19 protein-coding genes and 1 other annotated feature are annotated in these 18368 nt (G+C 36.9%); all 19 genes read left to right on the plus strand.

Going from position 1 to position 18368, the window contains the following annotated elements; translation table 11 throughout:
• Positions 1 to 86 precede the first annotated feature (86 nt).
• The 19 genes from mreB to pheA all read left to right on the plus strand — a co-directional run bounded on the left by mreB (position 87) and on the right by pheA (position 18331).
• Positions 87 to 1103 (plus strand): cell shape-determining protein MreB, encoded by a 1017-nt coding sequence (gene mreB / locus ACM6HU_RS23985; RefSeq protein ID WP_003200832.1) that lies wholly within the window; start codon positions 87 to 89, stop codon positions 1101 to 1103.
• Positions 1104 to 1144: 41 nt separating this feature from the next.
• The gene (gene mreC / locus ACM6HU_RS23990; protein WP_016116484.1) at positions 1145 to 1999 is read left to right on the plus strand and encodes a rod shape-determining protein MreC; all 855 of its coding nucleotides are present in this window, start codon (positions 1145 to 1147) and stop codon (positions 1997 to 1999) included.
• A gap of 12 nt (positions 2000 to 2011) precedes the next feature.
• Positions 2012 to 2554, plus strand: coding sequence for a rod shape-determining protein MreD (gene mreD / locus ACM6HU_RS23995; RefSeq protein WP_003200835.1), 543 nt, complete (start codon positions 2012 to 2014; stop codon positions 2552 to 2554).
• Positions 2555 to 2589: 35 nt separating this feature from the next.
• Positions 2590 to 3276, plus strand: a complete 687-nt coding sequence (gene minC / locus ACM6HU_RS24000) for a septum site-determining protein MinC (RefSeq protein ID WP_003200837.1) — start codon at positions 2590 to 2592, stop codon at positions 3274 to 3276.
• Between the two features lie 2 nt (positions 3277 to 3278).
• A complete protein-coding gene (minD, locus tag ACM6HU_RS24005; protein WP_016116483.1) occupies positions 3279 to 4082 on the plus strand; it encodes a septum site-determining protein MinD in 804 nt (267 codons plus the stop codon).
• A gap of 211 nt (positions 4083 to 4293) precedes the next feature.
• Complete coding sequence (locus ACM6HU_RS24010) at positions 4294 to 5037, plus strand: M23 family metallopeptidase (RefSeq protein ID WP_016116482.1); 744 nt, start codon at positions 4294 to 4296, stop codon at positions 5035 to 5037.
• A complete protein-coding gene (locus tag ACM6HU_RS24015) occupies positions 5030 to 5890 on the plus strand; it encodes a M50 family metallopeptidase (RefSeq protein WP_016116481.1) in 861 nt (286 codons plus the stop codon). Before ACM6HU_RS24010 ends, ACM6HU_RS24015 begins: the two co-directional genes overlap by 8 nt.
• Before the next feature lie 67 nt (positions 5891 to 5957).
• Positions 5958 to 7349: an Rne/Rng family ribonuclease gene (locus tag ACM6HU_RS24020; protein ID WP_016116480.1), complete on the plus strand. Its 1392-nt coding sequence runs from the start codon at positions 5958 to 5960 to the stop codon at positions 7347 to 7349.
• Between the two features lie 73 nt (positions 7350 to 7422).
• Positions 7423 to 7500: a sequence feature (ribosomal protein L21 leader region), on the plus strand.
• Positions 7501 to 7514: 14 nt separating this feature from the next.
• Positions 7515 to 7823, plus strand: coding sequence for a 50S ribosomal protein L21 (rplU, locus tag ACM6HU_RS24025; protein WP_003200848.1), 309 nt, complete (start codon positions 7515 to 7517; stop codon positions 7821 to 7823).
• 11 nt (positions 7824 to 7834) lie between these two features.
• Complete coding sequence (locus ACM6HU_RS24030; RefSeq protein WP_016116479.1) at positions 7835 to 8179, plus strand: ribosomal-processing cysteine protease Prp; 345 nt, start codon at positions 7835 to 7837, stop codon at positions 8177 to 8179.
• Between the two features lie 3 nt (positions 8180 to 8182).
• On the plus strand, positions 8183 to 8473 hold the full coding sequence (gene rpmA / locus ACM6HU_RS24035; protein WP_000944957.1) for a 50S ribosomal protein L27: 291 nt from the start codon (positions 8183 to 8185) through the stop codon (positions 8471 to 8473).
• 64 nt (positions 8474 to 8537) lie between these two features.
• The gene (locus ACM6HU_RS24040) at positions 8538 to 9086 is read left to right on the plus strand and encodes a sporulation initiation phosphotransferase B (RefSeq protein WP_016116478.1); all 549 of its coding nucleotides are present in this window, start codon (positions 8538 to 8540) and stop codon (positions 9084 to 9086) included.
• Positions 9086 to 10372: a GTPase ObgE gene (obgE, locus tag ACM6HU_RS24045; protein WP_003200852.1), complete on the plus strand. Its 1287-nt coding sequence runs from the start codon at positions 9086 to 9088 to the stop codon at positions 10370 to 10372. The genes ACM6HU_RS24040 and obgE overlap by 1 nt, the downstream gene beginning before the upstream one ends.
• A gap of 509 nt (positions 10373 to 10881) precedes the next feature.
• Positions 10882 to 11589, plus strand: coding sequence for a response regulator transcription factor (locus ACM6HU_RS24050; RefSeq protein WP_275857698.1), 708 nt, complete (start codon positions 10882 to 10884; stop codon positions 11587 to 11589).
• Positions 11579 to 12661, plus strand: a complete 1083-nt coding sequence (locus tag ACM6HU_RS24055) for a HAMP domain-containing histidine kinase (protein ID WP_016116476.1) — start codon at positions 11579 to 11581, stop codon at positions 12659 to 12661. Before ACM6HU_RS24050 ends, ACM6HU_RS24055 begins: the two co-directional genes overlap by 11 nt.
• A 94-nt stretch (positions 12662 to 12755) precedes the next feature.
• On the plus strand, positions 12756 to 13532 hold the full coding sequence (locus ACM6HU_RS24060) for an ABC transporter ATP-binding protein (RefSeq protein WP_016116475.1): 777 nt from the start codon (positions 12756 to 12758) through the stop codon (positions 13530 to 13532).
• On the plus strand, positions 13507 to 15420 hold the full coding sequence (locus ACM6HU_RS24065; protein ID WP_016116474.1) for an ABC transporter permease: 1914 nt from the start codon (positions 13507 to 13509) through the stop codon (positions 15418 to 15420). Before ACM6HU_RS24060 ends, ACM6HU_RS24065 begins: the two co-directional genes overlap by 26 nt.
• Positions 15421 to 15469: 49 nt before the next feature.
• Positions 15470 to 17383, plus strand: coding sequence for an ABC transporter permease (locus tag ACM6HU_RS24070; protein ID WP_016116473.1), 1914 nt, complete (start codon positions 15470 to 15472; stop codon positions 17381 to 17383).
• A gap of 96 nt (positions 17384 to 17479) precedes the next feature.
• Complete coding sequence (gene pheA / locus ACM6HU_RS24075) at positions 17480 to 18331, plus strand: prephenate dehydratase (protein ID WP_016116472.1); 852 nt, start codon at positions 17480 to 17482, stop codon at positions 18329 to 18331.
• Positions 18332 to 18368 lie beyond the last annotated feature (37 nt).

Consider the following 18368-nt stretch of genomic DNA (forward strand, 5'->3'; position numbering starts at 1 on the left):
GATAGAAAATATAAAAACGTACTGTTTTATTATAAATATAAAGTAAGAAAATGAGTCCGTGAAAATGAGAAAGGAAGATAGATGATATGTTTGGATTTGGTGGTTTTACTCGTGATCTTGGAATTGATTTAGGAACAGCAAACACGCTTGTATACGTGAAAGGAAAAGGTGTAGTTTTACGTGAACCTTCAGTTGTAGCATTGCAAACAGATTCGAAACAAATCGTTGCAGTTGGTAGCGATGCAAAACAAATGATTGGTCGTACACCAGGAAACGTAGTGGCTCTTCGCCCTATGAAAGATGGTGTAATCGCTGATTATGAAACAACAGCGACAATGATGAAATACTATATTCAACAAGCGCAAAAATCAAATGGATTTTTCTCTCGTAAGCCTTATGTAATGGTATGTGTGCCATCTGGTATTACTGCTGTAGAAAGACGTGCAGTAATCGATGCAACTCGCCAAGCAGGTGCGCGTGATGCATATCCAATTGAAGAGCCATTTGCAGCAGCAATTGGTGCAAACTTACCTGTTTGGGAACCAACTGGTAGTATGGTTGTTGATATTGGCGGCGGAACAACAGAAGTTGCGATCATTTCTTTAGGCGGGATTGTAACAAGTCAATCTGTTCGTGTTGCTGGTGATGATATGGACGATTCAATCATTCAATACATTAAGAAAAGCTACAACTTAATGATCGGTGAAAGAACAGCAGAAGCATTAAAATTAGAAATCGGTTCTGCAGGCGAGCCAGAAGGTATTGAGCCAATGGAAATTCGTGGCCGTGATTTAGTAAGTGGTTTACCAAAAACAGTATTAATCAAGCCAGAAGAGATTGCAGATGCGTTAAAAGATACAGTAGATGCAATTGTAGAATCAGTGAAAAACACATTAGAAAAAACGCCACCTGAATTAGCAGCGGATATTATGGACCGTGGAATTGTATTAACAGGCGGCGGTGCATTACTTCGCAACTTGGACAAAGTAATTAGTGAAGAAACGAAAATGCCAGTTCTTGTTGCAGAAAATCCACTTGACTGTGTAGCAATTGGAACAGGTAAAGCTTTAGATAATATCGACCTTTTCAAAACTGCTCGATAATATTTCAAAATAAAAATCAATGAAATTAAGAGGGTGTGAACGTGCCACAGTTTTTCTTAAACAAAAGATTAATTGTTTTGCTAGTTAGTATTATTCTTCTCGTGGCATTGATTGGAATCTCATTGAAAGAACGAAAAAATCTAACATGGCCAGAGCAGTTTGTAAAAGATACTGTCGGTGTTGTAGAACGTGTATTCCAAAAGCCAGCGAATTATGTTGCCGGATTCTTTGAGAACGTAGAAGATGTAAAGCGCACGTATGAAGAAAATAAAACATTAAAAGAAAAATTAGATAAGTATGCGGAATTATCCGTGAAAGTAAAAGATTTAGAAAAAGATAATGCGAAGCTTCGTGAAACGATTGATAAAAAAGATTCTCTTCGTGACTATAAGCCAATCCAAGCTACAGTGATTGCACGCAATCCGGACAAGTGGTATGACTTAATCGGAATTGATAGAGGTGCACAGCAAGGAATCCAGAAGGATATGGCTGTTATGACTTCAAAAGGGTTAGTTGGACGAGTGAAAAGTGTGTCTCAATTTACATCAACTGTAGAATTATTGAGCTCACTGAATCGAACAAATCGTATTTCTGCTGTAGTAGAAGGGCAAGAGCGTATTTTTGGATTGATTGAAGGATACGACAAGGAAAAACAAACTCTTGTTTTCACAAAGATTCCATCTGATGTAAAAGTAGAAAAAGATCAAACGGTTGTAACATCAGGATTAAGTGATATTTTCCCAAAAGGATTAGTAATTGGGAAAATTGTAGATGTTGCACCAGATGAATATGGATTAACACAAACAGCTTACGTAAAACCTGCTGCGGATTTAAATGATGTAGACCATATTATGGTTACAAAAAGAGTTATGCCCTCAGCAGCGTTAGAACAGTAAGGGGGAGAAGATATGGCTATTTTGAAAAGAGCAATTCTTCCTCTGCTGCTTCTTTTTGTGTTTTTATTCGAAAATATGTTTTCTACTGTAGTTCCAACAGCATTGTTTTGGAAAGACAGTATTGCAGCTCCGCATTTCTTTATGATTGTGCTGTGTTTTATTACCGTTTATTTTAGTCCTTTACAAGGTATTTACTATGGGCTATTATTTGGTTTTTTATTTGATACTGTATATACAGAACTTGTTGGTGTATATATATTTGCTTATCCAATTTTGGCGTATCTTGTGTATAGTACGATGAGAGTATTGCAATTGAATTTATTTATTGTTTCTTTTATCGTATTAACGGGAATTGCAGCATTAGAGTATTATGTATATGGATTTTTAACGCTACTAGGACGTATTCATGTACCGGCGCATATCTTTTTCTCAGATCGTCTCCTTGCTACTTTATTGTTAAATGGAATTTTCTTATTACTAGTTTGTTTCCCACTGAGACGATATCTTGTGCGTCTTTCAAAAGCGATGGAAGAAAAAGAAAAAAGGATTTTCTAATTTTATGTCGAATTGAATCGTTGGGGTGAACTTTAGTGGAAGAAAAAAAGCAACAGAATATAACGATAAAAGGGACGAAAGATGGACTGACATTACATTTAGATGATTGCTGTTCATTCTCTGAATTACTGCAAGAACTGGACGAAAAGCTTTCCACTCACTATTACGATGGTGATGGACGTTCATTAATTGAAGTACATGTTAAAGTCGGCAATCGCTATTTGACAGATGTACAGCAAGAAGAAATTCGCACTTTGATTCGTAATAAAAAAAATCTTGTTGTGGATTCCATTGAGAGTGATGTCATAACAAAAGCTGAAGCAATAGCGTGGAAAGAAGAAACAGAAATTGTCCCTGTTTCCAAAATTGTTCGCTCAGGTCAAGTATTGCATGTAAAAGGAAATCTATTGTTAATTGGAGATGTCAATCCAGGCGGAACGGTTATCGCTGGGGGAAATATTTTTGTCGTTGGATCATTACGAGGAATTGCGCATGCTGGATATTATGGGGATACAGATGCTGTCATTGCAGCATCTGTTATGAATCCAATGCAACTTCGAATTAGTGATGTGACAATGCGGGCTCCGGAAGAGAAAGAAGACGGAGCAGAGGCGGCGGAATGTGCGTATATTGATGAGAACAATCACATTGTTGTCGATCGCCTGCAACTTCTCACTCATCTTAGACCTAATTTAACAAAGTTAGAAAGGGGAATTGTATAGCTGTGGGAGAGGCAATAGTAATTACATCTGGAAAAGGCGGGGTAGGAAAGACTACAACGTCTGCAAACATTGGTACAGCCTTAGCATTATCCGGGAAAAAAGTATGTTTAATTGATACGGATATTGGTCTAAGAAACTTAGACGTAGTAATGGGGCTAGAAAATCGTATTGTATTTGATCTTGTTGATGTCGTCGAAGGTCGTTGTCGTTTACCTCAGGCTCTTATAAAAGATAAGCGCTTTGATGAACTTTATTTATTACCTGCAGCACAAACGAGCGATAAGTCAGCGGTAACACCTGAACAAATGGATGAGTTAATACAACTATTACGTCAAGATTATGATTATGATTACATATTAATTGATTGTCCTGCTGGTATTGAGCAGGGATTCAAAAACGCGGTGGCAGGTGCGGACAAAGCGATTGTTGTAACGACGCCTGAAGTATCTTCTATGCGTGATGCAGACCGTATTATTGGGCTTTTAGAAAAAGAAGATATCGAACCACCAAAACTTGTTATTAACCGTGTGCGTAGCCATATGCTACATGAGCAAGATATGCTAGATGTAGATGAAATTGTACGTACACTTTCGATTGAGTTGCTCGGAGTTGTCGAGGATGATGATGAAGTTATTCGTGCTACAAATACAGGTGAACCTGTAGCATTGCAGCCGAATGGAAAAGCATCATTAGCTTATCGGAATATTGCAAGACGTTTGCTAGGTGAATCTATCCCTTTACAAGCGTTTGGGCAAGAAAAAGTATCTGTTTTTACAAAGATGAAAAATTTCTTTGGAATTCGTTAAAAGCACTTCGCATGTATGCGAGGTGCTTTCTTTTTTATTCTCATGAATATCTTCCTCTTAGGGTTCATACATATGTACAAACTGTATAAAGTTTGGAAAATAGAGAACTTTTATTTCCCCTGCTATTTGCGGGGGAAATAATCAGTAGGGAAGATAGTTTCACTTTACTTGCCTCTCTTGCAAGAAGAGGTGGCAAAAGGAAGGGGACAGGATGAAGAATAGACGTGTAGAAGAGATTAAAAAACGGATTGCAAAGAGAAAAGAAGAACAAGAGAGGCTCGAGGAAGAACAGTATTTTTCTGAAGGAAACTTTGATGGAGAAACGATGTTCATTGAAGAAGGTGAAAAAGAGGTGCACCCTCTTTTTCGAAAGGAAGTATTTTTATTTAAATTTTTATTAGCGGCGATTCTCGTTCTCTCGGTAGCCATTTTATTTAAAAATGCACCAGCTTCTTTTGATGGAGCAAGAACGGTTGTAAAACAAGTTATGCAAGAGGAATTTCAGTTTGCTACTGTATCCAAATGGTACGAAAATCAATTTGGAAAACCGCTCGCTTTTCTACCTGCAAATGAAAAGAAGCAAGGCATACAGCAAAAAGATTATGCAGTTCCGGCTTCAGGGAAAGTTATGCAAAGTTTTCAAAAAGATGGCCAAGGTGTATTTGTACAAACAGCTGCGAATGCAACTGTTGAATCGGTAAATGAAGGGGTTGTTATTTTCGCTGGTAAGAAAGAGGGGTTTGGGAATATAGTTGAGATCCAGCATGCAGATGGTACGGAATCATGGTATGGAAATTTAGGTGAGACATCTGTAAAATTATATGATTATGTTGAAAAGAAACAAAAGGTTGGAACAGTTGGGACCAATGCGGATAACAAGAATGGCAAGTTCTATTTTGCAATTAAAAAGAATGAAAAATTTATCGATCCGATTCAGGTGATTTCATTTGAATAAATATAGTGAAGTATTGTCAAAAATTACAGTGCATCCACTGTTTTGGGGAATTATAGCTATTGGGATTTTTACGGCGCGTTTTAAAGAATTACTACTTTTATTTTTTATCGTTTTGATTCATGAACTTGGGCACGCCTTCGCAGCTGCTCATTATAAATGGAGAATCAAGCAAATACAACTTTTGCCGTTTGGCGGGGTGGCGGAGCTTGAGGAACATGGGAATAAGCCGTTAAAGGAAGAATTAATCGTTGTAATAGCAGGACCTATTCAACATGTATGGATGATTGGGCTAGCGTATGTTTTGGCTAGGGCAGGATGGTTTAGTGAGGAACTTTATCATTTTTTTGTATGGAACAATTTAATGATTCTAGGGTTTAATTTACTACCAATTTGGCCACTAGATGGTGGGAAAGTATTGTTTAATGTTTTATCACATCAATTTCCTTATTTACAAGCGCATGAGAAAATGATGAAAATATCATGTGTTTTTTTTAGTGTAATATTAGGGTGGCAACTGTTTTGGAATAGTAATAGTATTATGATGTGGGTGCTGCTTCTATTTTTAGCTATTTCTTTATATCAAGAATGGAAGCAACGGCGCTATGCGTTTATGCGTTTTTTACTAGAACGTTATTATGGAAACAAGCGAGATATTGAAAAGATTGCTCCAATTGAAGTGCGAACTGAGGATCAATTATACACGATTTTCACAAAGTTTCGGAGAGGGTATAAGCACTCGATTATCGTTCATGGTAAATATAAAGAGCATTATACATTAGACGAAAACGAATTGCTTTATGCTTATTTTACCGAAAAACGAACAACTTCATCTGTGGAAGAGTTAATCGGTTAGTGTTGACGAGGACACTAACCTTTTATATTGTAAGAGGAAAAGAAAATGAAAAAGTGAGGAAAGTATTTTGAAGACGTTATACATCAACTATACTGGTTCGGAAAAACGGGTTGCTGTAGAAGAAAAACAAAAGATTGTTGAGCTTTTATGGCAACGAAATCAAGAGCAAGAGATTGTTGGGCATATTTATGTGGGACGTGTCGTACGAACGATTGCTGGGATGAATGCAGCGTTTGTAAATATCGGTTTAGAAAAACATGCCTATCTTTCATATGATGATGTTCCATCATCATATCGAGTGCACGAAGGACAAGCATTGCTTGTGCAAGTGGTAAAAGAAGCGATTGATACAAAAGGGCCAAAATTAACAGCGAATGTAGAATTTACCGGGAAATATGTCGTTTATATGCCTTATGATGAAATGCGCGCTGTTTCCCGGAAAATAAAAAATAATAAAAAACGGCAACAGTTGCTTGAAATTCAAATAGAGGGAATCGGAGGGTATATTTTCCGTTCAGCTTGTGACAAAGGTGCAATTGATGAAGTGCAGATTGAAATGCAATATTTTCAAGATCTGTATAAAGAATTAAAAAGAAAAGAAGAGCATGGAAAGGCACCGTTATTACTCCATCGTCCAGCAACCTTTTTAGATCGTGTATTTAAAGAAAATCCGATTGAAACAATTGAAAAAGTAATTGTAGATACACGCAGTATAGTACCGGAATTGCAAGATAAAGTAGGAAAAGAAAAGGTTTCGTTTTACAATGAAACAACTTCTATGTTCATTCACTATGGTGTGGAGCGTGAGATTGAAAAAGCACTGCAAAAAATAGTGTGGTTATCAAACGGTTCTTATTTAATTATTGAGCAAATGGAGACAATGACGGTAATTGATGTGAACACCGGTAAATTTACTGGAAAGCAGAATTTGCAAGATACGGTATTACGGACGAATGAAATAGCTGCGGAAGAAATTGCTCGTCAATTAAGACTGCGTGATATTGGTGGTATGATTTTAATTGACTTCATTAATATGGAAAAACAAGAAAATAAAGAAAAAGTAAGAGAGAGACTCATTTCTTCATTACAAAGGGATCGTACATATACACGTGTTCTTAGATTTACAGAGCTCGGTATCTTAGAAATGACACGTAAGCGAAAAAAACACTCGCTCCGTGATGTATTATTAGACGATTGCTCAGCGTGCCAGGCGACAGGATATGTAATGTCTCATGAATCAATTGCATACGAGCTAGAAAGAGAACTTGTTACATATAGTAGTTCGGAGGACGAGGCGGTATTAATTGCAGCTTCAAAAGAAGTACAAAAAATATTTTTACAAAAAGAATTGCAAAAAAATATACCGTTCCAAGTTTATTTCACAGATGAAGAAGCTGAGAAATATGCAATTATTCGATTTGGAACGAGGCAAGAAATGATGCTACGTAAAAATAGTTAGCAGAACATTTATTGACAATAGTCAACGTTTCGTGATAACATCTTTATGTTATAGTTTATAGCACCTAAACTGCTATATGCTACAACCGCGCAAGACAGGTTCCAAAAAGGCATTCTATGTCTACCTCGTTTTGGCGAGTCTTAGTAATTATGAGGAGGTGCAAGTATGTACGCAATTATCGAAACAGGTGGAAAACAAATTAAAGTTGAAGCTGGTCAAGAAATCTACATTGAAAAATTAGATGCTGAAGCTGGTGAAACTGTTACTTTTGACAAAGTTCTTTTCGTTGGTGGCGAAAACGTGAAAGTTGGTAGCCCAGTTGTAGAAGGTGCAACAGTTACTGCGAAAGTTGAAAAACAAGGTCGCGCTAAGAAAATCATCGTTTTCAAATACAAAGCGAAAAAGAACAATCGTAAGAAACAAGGTCATCGTCAACCTTACACTAAGCTAGTGATTGAAGCAATCAACGCTTAATTCTGGTTAAGATGATTAAAATTACGATAAGTCGCACGAAATTAGGAAGTATCCAATCATTTAAAATGACTGGACATGCCGATTATGCGCCACATGGACAAGACCTTGTCTGTGCTGCAACAACTGCGGTCGTGTTTGGATCTATAAATGCAGTGGAAGTACTTTGTAATGTGCAAGCAACTATTGAACTCGGAAGTAATGGTGGATTCTTAACGTATGAGTTGCCTAATGATTTAGATGCTCATACAGCAGAGAAAGCTCAAACGCTTTTAGAAGGATTAGTTGTTTCGCTTAAGACGATTGAACTTGATTACGGAAAGTATATCCGTTTAATAGAAAAAATGCAGGAGGTGTAACGTATGTTAAGATTAGATCTTCAGTTTTTCGCATCTAAGAAAGGTGTAGGTAGTACAAAGAACGGTCGTGACTCTCAGTCAAAACGTCTTGGTGCTAAACGCGCAGATGGTCAAACGGTTTCAGGTGGTTCAATTCTTTACCGTCAACGCGGTACAAAAATTTATCCAGGTGTTAACGTTGGTCGTGGTGGCGATGACACTTTATACGCGAAAGTTGACGGCGTAGTACGCTTCGAGCGTCTTGGCCGTGACCGCAAACAAGTGAGCGTATATCCTGTTGCTCAAGAAGCATAAGAAACTCACGGAAAACTCTAACCTGAGTGCAGGTTAGAGTTTTTCTATATTAAGGGGTATCTGGATGAATAAAAAATGGACAATTATAGATGCGTTGCGCCATTCTAGGCATGATTGGCTCAATCGTATGCAGATGATTAAAGGAAACCTCTCCCTTGGAAGAGTGGAAGAGATTCATGGGCTCATCGATCGTTTTGTCCAAGAAGCGAGACAAGAATCCAATCTGATGGGGCTATCGATGCCTTTATTTTCAGAATGGATTTTAACATATAATTGGAAACAGCAGCCGTGCTTATTGGAGTACGAAGTATTAGGGAAATTACATAACTTATCTCATTACGATGAAGAAGTGTGTACGTGGACGAATGAATTTTTCTCAATGCTTCAGCATAGTTTAGACGTTTATGTTGAAAATTATGTTTGTATCACAATTGAATGTGACGCGGAGAATGCTCGTTTCTTTTTTGATTTTCGTGGCAAGCTAACGAATGTAGAAGAACTACAAACGTGGCTTACAAACCAAAACAATGAATGGTATTTCATTTCTTATACAGTGCGAGATGATGAAATCTCGGTTATATTACAACCAATCGAAAAAAGTGTGGTGAAATAATGTTTGTAGATCAGGTCAAGATATATGTAAAAGGCGGCGACGGTGGAAACGGAATGGTTGCGTATCGTCGTGAGAAGTATGTTCCAAAGGGTGGCCCAGCAGGTGGCGATGGAGGTAAAGGTGCAGATGTTGTTTTCGTTGTTGACGAAGGCTTACGTACATTAATGGACTTCCGCTACCAACGTCATTTCAAAGCTGATCGCGGTCAACACGGGATGAGCAAAGGGCAACATGGCCGTAAAGCTGACGATTTAATCGTAAAGGTTCCACCAGGAACAGTTGTAAAAGATGAAGAAACTGGTCAAATTCTTGCGGATTTAGTAACGCATGAGCAATCAGCTGTTATTGCAAGAGGCGGTCGTGGTGGCCGTGGTAACTCACGTTTTGCAACACCGACGAACCCAGCACCAGAAATCGCTGAGAACGGGGAACCAGGTCAGGAACGTGATGTAATCTTAGAATTAAAAGTATTAGCGGATGTTGGACTTGTTGGATTCCCAAGCGTAGGTAAATCAACATTATTATCCGTTGTATCATCAGCACGTCCGAAAATTGCAGAATATCACTTTACAACAATCGTTCCAAACCTTGGTGTTGTTGAAACTGGTGATAACCGCAGCTTCGTTATGGCTGACCTTCCTGGATTAATCGAAGGAGCACATGCGGGCGTTGGACTTGGACACCAATTCTTACGTCATATCGAACGTACACGTGTTATCGTGCATGTGATTGATATGTCTGGTTTAGAAGGCCGTGATCCATATGAGGATTATGTTACAATCAATGCTGAATTAAAAGAGTACAATCTGCGTTTAACAGAGCGTCCACAAGTTGTTGTTGCAAACAAAATGGATATGCCAGATGCAGAGGAAAACTTACAAGCATTTAAAGAGAAAGTAGGAGACGAAGTTCAAATCTTCCCAATCTCTGCCGTAACAAAACAAGGTGTTCGTGATCTATTATTTGAAGTAGCAAACTTAGTGGAAACAACACCAGAATTCCCAGTACATGATGTTGTAGACGAATCTGAAGCAAGTGTAATGTACAAATTTGAATCTGAAGGATCTAAGTTTGAAATTACACGCGAAAGTGACGGTACATTTGTCATTTCTGGTTATGATATTGAGAAAACATTCAAGATGACAGACTTCTCACGTGATGAATCTGTACGTCGTTTCGCTCGTCAAATGCGCGGAATGGGTATTGATGAAGCTCTTCGTGCACGCGGTGCAAAAGATGGTGACATTGTAAAAATTCTTGAATATCAATTCGAATTTATCGATTAAGACTGCCAAAATACGGCAGTCTTTTTTATAATGGAGAAAGGAGTGTAAATAAAGCTATAGAAATACAGATTGGAAAACCGATAGAAAGCTTAATTTTTAGGTGGGAGAGAGGATCTGGTCGGGCGTAGAAACGGTCGGTGCCTTTTTGAGTCCCATGCCATGTGAGAACAGAGGGAGAACAGAGGGAGAACAGAGGGAGAAAAAGAGTGGGGATTTCCTCTTGTTTTCAAGGCCGCAATTTGTACGTTGGAAGTCAAAACGATAGAAATACAGATTGAAAAACCGATAGAAAGCCTAATCTTTAGGTGGGAGAGAATGCATAGAAGCGGTCAGATCCTTTTTCTGCCCCATGCCAAGTTAAAACAAAAGGAGAAAGCAAGTAGAGGTCATCTTTTGTTTTTCATAGCCATGACTTATACGTTGGAAAATCAAAATAGATATTCATTTTTAAATTCAGAAGAATGAAAAAATAGTCACTCTGTAGTAAGAAACAAGGGGAGAGGGAGTATATGTATAAAATATTAATTGTAGAAGATGACGAAAAGATTGCTGGGATATTAGAAGAACATTTAGAGAAGTATGGCTATCAATCATTTCGAGTGACAGATTTACGCCATATAAAAGACGAGTTTGTGAAGGTGAATCCCCATCTTGTTTTACTCGATATTAACCTGCCGTACTTTGATGGTTTTTACTGGTGTCGTCAAATTCGAACTGTGTCTAATGCACCGATTATTTTTGTATCTGCTCGAACAGGGGAAATGGATCAGGTCATGGCAATTGAAAACGGTGGTGACGATTATATTGCAAAGCCATTCCATTTAGATATTGTTATGGCGAAAGTAAAAAGCGCCTTGCGTCGTGGATACGGTGAGTATGCTTTATCGGCAGAAAGCGATTGCTTTGGTGTGAGTGGATTGCTGCTATTTCCATCACAACATACAGTTGAGTGGCAAGGGCAACAAATAGAGCTCACAAAAAATGAATTTTATTTATTAGAGTGCTTAATGAAGCAGGCAAATCAATATGTAACGCGTGAGGAACTCTTAGAGGCATTATGGGATGAAGTAGCATTCGTTGATGATAATACATTAACAGTGAACGTAAAGCGTGTCCGAAAGAAGCTAGAGGAGCTTGGGATTGTAAATGCAATCGTAACAAAGCGGGGATACGGTTACGCACTTCTTACAGAGTGGGGAGATGGGCATGAAGCTTAAGGGTTACCTCATTGATCGTTTTCCTTTAATTGTTTCATATTTTGTGAGCATTTGCCTATTTGGGCTTGTATTACAATTACAGGCGCTTTTAGAAAAGCGGTCGCTTGACTGGAGTACGTGGTTGTATGGGCTTTTATTAGCAACCGTCGTGTTTATCGTATACCTCATTTATGATTATCGAAAACGCAGCGTGTTTTTAAACAGAATCGAACAATACATTGCTGGAGGACATACGTTACATGACTCTTTATTAATTGATGCTTCCTATACGGCTGAACAAGAAATGATTGTAGAAGCATTCATTTTACTTAGACAGCAATATATGAATGAGGTTCACCAGCAGCATGCGAAAGATCAACAGCAAATGATCTTTATGAACCAATGGATTCACCAAATGAAAACACCAGTTTCAGTGATTGAATTACTGTTGCAGAAATTTGGTAAAGCGCATCGCGAAGCAAGAGAAACGGTTGAAAGTATTCGCGAAGAAAATAATCGTATTTTACATGGTTTAGATTTAGCGTTACATATGGCAAGGTTAGAACAGTTTGCAAAAGATTACAAAGTGGAGGTAGTAAATGTACTAGAGGTTGTTCGAGAGGTTATTAACCAAAATCGAAAATCTTTCATTCAATCTTCTGTATATCCGAAAGTAATGTTTGAAGAAGAAACGTGTACGATCGCTTCCGATCGAAAATGGATTAGTATTGCAATCAATCAAATTGTTATGAATGCAATTAAATACACAAAAATCTCGCAAGTGGATAAGAAAGAAATTCAGTTTCAAATAGAGGAGAAGGAACAGACAGTTCTATTACATATTTGTGATACTGGAATCGGTATTCCAAAGCAAGACATCAAACGAGTTTTTGAACCATTTTTTACAGGAACAAATGGAAGAAAAACAAGAGAAGCAACAGGAATGGGATTATATATTACAAAGGAAATTTGTGATAATCTTCATCACGGAATTTACGTGCAATCAACCGAAGGAGAAAGTACAACATTTACATTCCAATTTGCAAAAGATGAAGAATATCATGCATTAATGAGAAAAATGACAAAATTGTAAGATAACAAACGGTTTTGTAAGGAAAATCACTCGTTTCTTTTTCTCATTTTTCTTATAGTAAATGTAAGAAGAAAGCACATAGGGGGATTTAGAAATGAGTGTTCTTGAAGTAAAAGGTTTAACGAAAGTGTATCAATCAAAAGGATCAGTGGCAACGACTGCTTTACACGATATAAATTTTAAAATTGAAGAAGGCGAATTTGTAGGTATTATGGGTCCTTCAGGAAGTGGAAAAACAACACTTCTAAATTTATTAGCAACAATTGATAAGCAAACTTCAGGCCATGTTTATGTGAATGGTGAAGAGATTAGTCAAATGCGTGCTGCAAAACTAGCGGAATTTCGCCGTACACATTTAGGGTTCATCTTCCAAGACTTTAACTTACTTGATACGTTATCGATTAAAGAAAATATTATTTTGCCATTAGTTATGGCGAAGCGCCCTGTAAAAGAAATTGATACGAAAGTACTTGAAATTGCGAAGTTTTTAAATATCGAAGGGATTTTAAATAAAAAAGTATATGAAGTATCGGGTGGACAACAACAACGTGCGGCAGCTGCACGAGCAATTATTCATGAACCGACATTAATTTTAGCAGATGAGCCAACTGGGAATTTAGATTCTAAGTCTGCGAAATCTTTAATGGGCGCACTGCAAGATTTACATGAACAGAAAAAAGTAACAATTGCCATGGTAACACATGATCCAGTAGCAGCTAGTTATTGCGAACGTATTCTCTTTATACGCGATGGAGAAATTTTCTCAGAAATTCATAAAGGAAAAACAAAGCAAGCCTTTTTCCAAGAAATTTTAGACGTACTTGCGATGCTAGGGGGGGAATATCATGAACTTTCGCCAGCTCGCGCTTAATAATGTAAAAGGAAATTGGCGTAATTATAAAGCTTTTCTTATTAGTAGTTGTTTATCAATCTTAGTATTTTTCATGTACGCTTCCTTCATTTATCATCCAGATGTAGTGGGCGGAAACATTAGCATGAAGACGATGGTTACAAAAGGGCTAGAATCAATGAACTATATCATTGTCATCTTTTCAGCACTATTTATTTTATATGCTAACTCAACGTTTTTACGAGCGAGAAAAAAGGAGTTTGGTTTATTAACATTAATAGGTGGAACAAAAGCGCAGCTTGGTCGTATGCTTATACTAGAGCAAATGATTTTAGGTGTAATCGCAATTGTAGTAGGGATTGCTCTTGGTATGCTTTGTTCAAAGCTCTTCTTTCAAGCTTTAAGTGTATTACTTGGTATAGATAAAACACTTCCACTTGTATGGAATGGAAAAGCAGTTCTGATTACAGCTAGTGTATACTTCGTTCTCTTTTTCATCCTATCATTATTCGGTCTTTGGGCGGTCGGTCGTTTGCAAATTATTGACTTATTAAGAGAAGCAAGAAAACAAAAAGTAGAGCCTTTCGCATTTACATGGCTATGTGTAGTCGGGATATTATGTATTATTGTCGCGTATGTACTTTGTTTCCAAGTTACGCTTATGAATTTCATTATGCTATTTTTACCGATTGTAGGACTGACAATTGGAGGAACGTACTTACTATTTACGCAAGGTAGCACTGTTGTATTAAAGGTGTTACAAAAACGAAAAAAATCTTTTTATACATATCCAAATATGTTTGTACTTAGTAATCTTATTTATAAAATGAAAGATAATGCTCGTTTTCTCTTTGTTATATCTATTATTACAGCTGTTGTTTCTTCCGCGGTTGGTACACTGTATGTATTCTTTGAAGATATGAGTTATAAAACAGTAGCTAGTACGCCGCATGCTATTTCATATGAGGAGAAGGGAGTAAATACACATAACATCATTAGTGAAGAGAAAATGCAAGAGTTATTGAAAAATCATGGGTTTGAAGATGCACGAAAAGTAACATATGTAAAACTTCCAGCAACACAGAAAATAGAGCGGTTGAATGGCAATCATGAGATGCCTTTAGGTATTATCTCAGAAAAAGAATATAATGCAGAAGCACGTAAGCAAAAGAAAGAGGAAGTTCATAATGCACCAGGAAGCGCAACGATGGTTTTAATTGATATGATGAATGACTTTGTGAAGTTAGATCGTACAAAACCATTTGAGTTCACGCTGAACGAACAAAAACAGTCTATTAAGCTAAATGATCCAATTTCACAGTCTGTTTTTAACGATGAAGGGTACCTTATTGTTAATGATCAAGACTTTGTGAAATATGCAAAGGTTGTATCAGATGAAGAAAAGACAAAATATTACGGATATTATATTGAAGACTGGAAAGGAACAGAGAATCTTGTAGTAGACTTGAAAAAAGAAATTGCACAAGAACAACAACAGAATTTCCATAATTCAGTTCTTACTTATAAAGCAATAAAGGAGCAAGGGGCAATTACAATGTTCATCGGTTTCTTTGTAGCAGTACTATTTTTCTTCTTTGCTTGCAGCATGACATACTTTAAATGGTTTAATGATAAAGAACAAGATCGTATTCAATTTAAGTCATTAAAGAGAATCGGTATGACAGATAAAGAAATTCATAAAATTGCTATTCGCCAAATGGGAGTCATTTTCTTTATTCCAATTCTTATTGGTACATTGCATAGCGGATTTGCTCTTCATACATTAGGAAAAATGCTTTATTTAGATTTATGGAAATCAGGTGCGATTGTTATTGGAGCATATATTATAGCTTCGGCAATTTACTTTATGATTGCACAAAGAGGATATTTAAAACACGTAAAAAGCTAGGGAAACCTCTAGCTTTTTACGTGTGTAACAGGTTACAGGGGGAATGCAGATGAATGTCAGGCAGCTAGCGATACAAAATATAAGGGGGAATTGGCGGAGTTATAAAGCACTTCTATTAAGTAGCTCTTTTTCTGTAGCAGTTTTTTATATGTATACATCTTTTGTTCATCATCCGGAAGTTGCACACAGTAATGTCCACATTGGAATTCGATCAGGTTTACAAGGGTGTAGTTATCTTATTCTTATGTTCTCGGCACTGTATATGTTCAGTTCTAATGCTACTTTTCTTGATGCGAGAAAGAAAGAATTAGGATTGCTTAAATTAATGGGATCTACAAATGCTAGAATCTCAATTCTACTATTCTTAGAACAGGCTGTAGTGGGCTTGGTATCAACTTGTATTGGGATTGGGATTGGGATGTTATTTTCAAATTTATTTTTAATGACATTAAGTGTACTCTTAGATTTAGAGAATAGGATTTATTTCATCTTTCAAATAAAACCATTCTTGATTACCGTTGTTGTATATTCAATTATGTTTTTTTCTTTAGCATTATTTGGTTTGTGGAATGTGCGGAGGTTAGAAATTGTTGATTTATTATTGGATAAGAGGAAAGGACGTAGAGTTTTTAAAGTTGGGAAATGGCGATTTGGTTTAGGGGTTATTTTACTTTTATGTGGATATACCCTTGCGGTAAAGGTAACGCTAGGAGAGTTATTTCTCTATTTTTATCCAATCCTTAGTACTGTAATTATAGGAACTTATTTTTTATTTACTCAAGGCAGTTTGTTTGTTTTGAAAGGACTTCAAAAACAGAAGAATATCTATTATACATATCCAAATCTATTTGTGCTTCGCAGCCTTGAGCATAAATTGAAAGATCATGCGAAGTTTTTATTTTCTATTTCTATTTTGACAGCAACAGTTATTACAGCAACAGGAACTGCATATGCATATTTTTCTGACCTTCCCAAAAGCGCTATGTTTTCATTTCCTCATGAAATTTCCTATACAGAAAAAGGAATAGAATCTCATGAGGTGATTTCTCCCGATGAGCTCTTAGCACTATTTGAAAAATATGGTTATGAAAATGTAGAGAAAGTACAGTTTATCGGATTACCAGGAAAGTTTATTACAACACATGACGGACGTCTGTTTCCGATTACTGTTATTTCACAAACGGATTATAACAAAGAAGCAAAGAAGCAAGGAAAAAGCATGGTAAACAATAAAAAAGGTTATGGCACATTTATAAACCCAATGGCTTTTGATGGTCAGGATGTGTATAACAAGGAAATATTCTATTTTCAAATGTTAGGAGTACCATATCAAATTAAATTGCATGAATCTAAATCAGATATGGTTTTTAATGGAGATGGCGCTGGGCACCATAATCAATTATTAGTTGTACGAGATGAACAGTTTAAACAATGGGAAAGTGTCATTCCTAATCGTGAAAAATATGTATATTATGGTTATAATATTCCAAATTGGCAGGGGCAAAAAAAATTCGCGTTAGAAGTAAGGGGAAAAGTGTCTCCAGATTATTCTTCTTCGATGAGAAATAAGATCAGTATATATATCCAATTTAAGGAAGGGGGAGCAGTGTTATTATTTATCGGATCATTTATTAGTATTCTCTTTTTCCTAGCAACTTGCAGTATGACATATTTTAAATGGTTTTCAGATATTGAGCAGGATCGTAAAGAGTATCAGTCTTTAATGAAAATAGGGATGGAGAAAGGGGAAATAAATCGGATTGTTAGACGGCAAATGGGGAGTTTATTTTTTATTCCTATTGTGGTCGGTATAGTGCATAGTATATTTGCTTTCTATGCATTGAGTAATTTAATGGAAATGAATGTGTTATTTACAAGTATAAAGATCATCGGTATATATTGTGTAGCAACAGCTATCTATTTCTTCTTCGCTCAAAAAGAATATATGAAACATATAGACTAGCAAATGCTAGTCTTTTTAAAATATTCAAAATTCACATAGAAAAATAAAAATATTCATGGTATAACAGTAAGAAAACGAAAAAGAGGGGAAAAGACGATGATTCGAGTTGGCTATTTAGGACCAGAAGCAACATTTACAAATATGGCGGTGAGTCGTTTTTTTCCGGAGGCAGAGCATGTGCCGTATCGCACGATTCCTGATTGCATGGATGCTGCAGCAAATGGAAATGTAGACTTTGCAGTTGTACCGTTAGAGAATGCGATTGAAGGTTCTGTTAATATTACTGTTGATTACCTTGTGCATGAGCAGCCGCTCTTCATTGTAGGAGAAATTACAGTGCCTATTCAGCAACATTTACTTGTGCATCCAGATTATGAAGAGGTGTGGAAAGAAGTATATGCAGTTCATTCTCACCCGCATGCGATTGCGCAATGTCATAGGTTTTTAAATGAAGAATTAAAAGGTGTAACGGTTCGGGATATGACTTCCACAAGTGCAGCGGCGCAATATGTGAAAGAACATCCGGAAGAAAGGATCGCTGCAATTGCAAATGAAGCGGCAGCAGAGAAGTATGATTTAGCAATTGTGCAGCGTAATATTCATACGCATAAAAATAACCATACACGTTTCCTCGTGTTACATAAAAAACAGCGGGCACTACTACCGAAAAACGGTGAGAACCGCGGGGAGAAAACGACACTTATGATAACGTTACCTGCTGATTATGCAGGAGCACTTTATCAAGTATTATCAGCTTTCGCATGGAGAAAATTAAATTTATCGAAAATCGAATCTCGTCCAATGAAAACGGGACTTGGTAATTACTTTTTCTTAATTGATGTGGATAAGACATATGATGATGTGTTGTTGCCAGGAGTAACAATGGAGCTTGAGGCACTTGGTTTTTCTGTGACGGTGCTGGGGAGTTATTCGTCTTATTGGTTGTAAACAAAAATAAACCTCATTGCATATGAAGTGAACCCCA

Source organism: Bacillus sp. IT-79MI2, from assembly GCF_949768135.1.
In the GTDB taxonomy this organism is placed as follows: Bacteria; Bacillota; Bacilli; order Bacillales; family Bacillaceae_G; genus Bacillus_A; species Bacillus_A pseudomycoides.